Here is a 3,530-nt window from a genome sequence, read left to right as displayed (position 1 = left end):
GGAGTGGGAAGTCGGCGGGTCCGACTCCCCACCCCAAGACCGGGGCCGGTTGTCGGTGCCGGGTGGCAGGCTGCGCCCATGAGCTTCGATCTTGCGGTGTGGGAAGGCGAGCGACCGGCGGACGATGCCGCCGCCGGCCGGTGCTTCGACGAGCTGTACGAGCGGTACATCGGTGCGGACGGCCAGGACCTGCCGCCGACCGGGCGCATCGCGGCCTACGTCGCCGCGCTCCTGGAGCGCTGGCCCGACCTGACCGAGGACGAGGACGACATCTCGCCGTGGTCGACGGGCCCGCTGATCGGCGAGGCGAGCGGTCCGCTGATCTACTTCCCGATGCGCTGGAGCATGGCCGAGGAGGCGGCCGTCTTCGCGTCGCAGGTGGCTTCCTCGATGGGCCTCAACTGCTACGACCCGCAGTCCCAGTGCCTCCTGCCCTGACGGCCCCGGCTACCCCGCCGGCGGGTACGGGTGGGGGTGGCCGAGGTAGGGGAAGGCGGGGAGCAGGTCGGTGTGCGGGGGGATGTGGTCGCTGGTGACCTTGCCGCCGGAGACCATGGCGAGCCGCACGGAGGTCACGTCGTCGGTGAGGGTGCGGCCGTTGGGGTAGGCGGCGGGGCGGGAGCGGTCGTAGCGGAGGATGTCGGGCAGCACGAGCTTCAGCGTCTCGGTGGCGGCGTCGGTGGTGTAGTCGCCGGTGTGCTGGAGCACGGCCGTCCACGGCTCGCGGTACTTCTCCCAGTCGTCGGCCGGCTCCCCCGCGTTGTACGCGTCCTTGGCCTCCTCCGCGTTGAAGTACGCGGTGAGCGAGGGGTGGGCCCCGCGGTCGACGGAGACGAGCTGCCCGTCCCGGTGCAGGCTGACCCGCGCCCACACGCCGATCCCCGGCTCGGGCCCGAGGTCGGCGTCCGGCACCTCCAGCGCGATGCCGAGGACATTGGCCTCCGCCATCGCGTCCTTGCCGGTCCAGGTGAAGTCGTTGACGATCCCTTCGAGGTCCGCGAAGAACGGGTCGCTGCGCAGCCCGACCGAGATCCGGTACCCGCCGTAGGGCGACGAGACGACGTGCGGCGCGTCCCCGAAGGCCACCGGCACGTCGGCGAAGACGACGTCCCCCAACGCCTCGTGCCGCTGCGCCGCCTCCCCGGTCGCGCGGCGCACGGTGACGTCCTGCGCCCCGCCGGCCGGGGCGGAGAACGTGAACGAGTAGGCCACGTCGGCGCGGTCGTCCCCGTCGTTGTCGATGTTGATCCGGTAGACGGCGTCCGGGTGGAACTCCGCCCCGCCGGTGGGCGCGTACGGGTTCACGTTCATGACGAGGACGGTGCGCCCCGGCGCCCCGGCGGCCGGGAAGGCGAACAGGTCGGTGAGGTCGAGCCGGGCGTCGCCGCGCGGCGAGCGGAGGTTCGGTCCGCTGAGGTGATGGGACATGGCGGTACAGCTACCAGCACACCCCCCCCCACCCGGCCGGGACGACACCCGCACACCCACCCCCCGTCCGCCGATCGGCGCACCCGACCCGTCAGCGGGCCCCGGCGGGCCGGGTGGCGGTGGCCCTGAGCAGGTCCCGCAGCAGGCCGAAGTCGGTCTTCTCCGGCCTGCGGAACCGCAGGCAGCCCTTGCCCATGTCCTGCCCGGCCAGCCGCTGGGCGAACGCCTCACGGACGTCGGCGCGCATGAGGTAGAAGGAGATGTACTGCTTCTGGCTGGCGAACGCGATGTCGCAGGAGCCGTCCCGCTCGTAGGCGGGCATCCCGTACGCCATGACCTCCGCGAAGCCGGAGCCCTCCAGCTCCTCCCGGCACAGCTCCCGCACCCGCGTCAGCACGGCCCTGCGCTCCTCGGGGACCTCGGCCAGGTAGCCGTCCACATCGCTCGCCCTGCTCTGCACCATGGCACGAGGCTATGCCGCCCTGCCCCGCCGCGCTGCGCGGGCTACTCGGTGACGAGTTCGAGACCGTACTTCTCCAGGTCGGAGCCGTCGGGCTGGGAGACGGGACCGCCGCTGTCACCCCGGCCCCAGACGGGCTGGTCGGGCTTGTGGACCCGGATGGTCCGCTGGACCGTCATCCCGTCGCTGTAGACGACGGTCTGTTCGGTGGCCTCGATCGTGATGTCGCAGATGTCCCCCGACTGCGAGCCGGACGAGCACACCCGCTGCCCCACGTGGTTCTGGTGCAGTCCCTTGACCGGCCAGGTCCGCTGGTCGCCGGCGTTCGACGCCTCCGCCCAGGGACCCCACCACGTGCGCGGCTGGAAGAAGCCCCCGTCGCCCGCGTAGACGAGGTTGACGTCCCGGTCCGTGTCGCGGTGCCCGACCGAACCGAACGACCGGCTGTCGGGGTACTGCAGGCTGTACGCCGGCGAGCCCTGGTCGCCGCGGTGCGCGGCGCTGGTCATCATCCGGTACTGGCTCCCCGGGTAGCGGACGGCGAACCCGGTGGAGCAGACGTACCGGTCGTTCCCCTCCCAGTAGGTCCAGCGCGCGCCGCCGTACGCCTGCTGGGTGTCCCGCCCGGAGGTGCCGGCGGCGGGTGGACGCACCCGCGCGGGACACCATCCCTCGGGCCCGTCCAGGTCCGCGATATCCAGTGGCCACGGCGGCGGAGGGTGCGGAGAATTGCCGGGCATGAGCCTGCTCCCGCACTGGCCGCTCGCCGGCCTACGGCTGACCACCCCGCACCTGGAACTGCGGCTGCCGGATCCGGACCGACTCGCCGCACTGGCGTCCCTGGCCGCCGAGGGCGTGCACGACCCGGCCGTGCAGCCGTTCACGGTCGCCTGGACCGACGCCGAACCGGAACAGCGGGCGCGCAGCGTCCTGCAGTACCACTGGCGCTGCTGGGGCGCATGGCAGCCGGCGAACTGGGAGCTGAATCTCGTGGTGCTGCGGGACGGCATCGTCGTGGGCACGCAGGGCATCGGCGCCCGGGACTTCGCCATCCTCCGCGAGGTCCGCACTGGCTCGTGGCTCGGCCGCGGCCACCACGGCCAGGGCCTGGGCACCGAGATGCGCGCCGCGGTCCTCCACCTGGCCTTCGCCGGGCTCGGGGCCCGCCACGCCGTCTCCGGCGCCTACGCCCACAACACGGCGTCGCTGGGGGTGTCGGACAAGCTGGGGTACCGCGAGGACGGCATCGAGCACCACGTCGTCCGCGAGCAGGCCGTCCTGCTCCGCCGGCTCCGCCTCACCGCCGAACAGTGGCGGGAGCACCGGTCGGTCCCGGTGGAGATCGAGGGACTGCGGGAGTGCCTGCCCTGGTTCGGACCGGACCGACCGGCCGGCCAGAGGCCGCAGGCAGCCGACTGGGAGCCCGGACATCACTGACACACCGTCATCATCTGCCGCGACCGAGCCCCACTCCCCCATCGAAGCTGTCCAGTTCTGGAACCTCCATGCACCTTCGAGTGTCAGGTTCGACGGTGACGCCTACGTAGTGGATCGGCAGCATCGGCGAGGCCCGCTGGATGGAGGCGTTCTGGATCGACATCTGATCCGGCTCCACCTCACCCGATCACCGCCGGGGCCGGCG

Annotated in this window: 5 protein-coding genes; 2 read left to right on the top strand and 3 right to left on the bottom strand. The window is 72.5% G+C overall.

From position 1 onward, the window contains the following. The first annotated feature begins 78 nt into the window (after positions 1-78). Positions 79-438, top strand: a complete 360-nt coding sequence (locus tag ACFU74_RS06435; RefSeq protein WP_380752682.1) for a hypothetical protein — start codon at positions 79-81, stop codon at positions 436-438. Between the two features lie 9 nt (positions 439-447). Here the strand turns inward: ACFU74_RS06435 and ACFU74_RS06430 are convergent, their stop codons facing one another. From ACFU74_RS06430 to ACFU74_RS06420, 3 genes are all read right to left on the bottom strand, one after another. Continuing rightward, positions 448-1,428 (bottom strand): DUF4331 family protein, encoded by a 981-nt coding sequence (locus ACFU74_RS06430; protein WP_380752679.1) that lies wholly within the window; start codon positions 1,426-1,428, stop codon positions 448-450. Between the two features lie 91 nt (positions 1,429-1,519). Next, positions 1,520-1,891, bottom strand: coding sequence for an iron chaperone (locus ACFU74_RS06425; protein ID WP_380752676.1), 372 nt, complete (start codon positions 1,889-1,891; stop codon positions 1,520-1,522). Positions 1,892-1,932: 41 nt separating this feature from the next. Further along, positions 1,933-2,541 carry a hypothetical protein gene (locus ACFU74_RS06420; protein WP_380752673.1) on the bottom strand — a complete coding sequence of 203 codons (609 nt, stop codon included), beginning with the start codon at positions 2,539-2,541 and terminating at the stop codon, positions 1,933-1,935. Positions 2,542-2,626: 85 nt separating this feature from the next. On the opposite strand from ACFU74_RS06420, the gene ACFU74_RS06415 reads away from it, so the two are divergent. After that, a complete protein-coding gene (locus ACFU74_RS06415; protein WP_380752670.1) occupies positions 2,627-3,325 on the top strand; it encodes a GNAT family N-acetyltransferase in 699 nt (232 codons plus the stop codon). Positions 3,326-3,530: the final 205 nt, after the last annotated feature.

Source organism: Kitasatospora sp. NPDC057500, from assembly GCF_042802195.1.
Lineage (GTDB): Bacteria > Actinomycetota > Actinomycetes > Streptomycetales > Streptomycetaceae > Kitasatospora.
Note: the sequence above shows the minus strand (reverse complement) of the source record. Positions and strands in the feature narration are given on the sequence as shown.

Coding starts and splice junctions, on each gene's coding strand:
- ACFU74_RS06435 (WP_380752682.1), top strand. CDS start 79: ATGAGCTTCGATCTTGCGGTGTGGGAAGGCGAGCGACCGGCGGACGAT.
- ACFU74_RS06430 (WP_380752679.1), bottom strand. CDS start 1,428: ATGTCCCATCACCTCAGCGGACCGAACCTCCGCTCGCCGCGCGGCGAC.
- ACFU74_RS06425 (WP_380752676.1), bottom strand. CDS start 1,891: ATGGTGCAGAGCAGGGCGAGCGATGTGGACGGCTACCTGGCCGAGGTC.
- ACFU74_RS06415 (WP_380752670.1), top strand. CDS start 2,627: ATGAGCCTGCTCCCGCACTGGCCGCTCGCCGGCCTACGGCTGACCACC.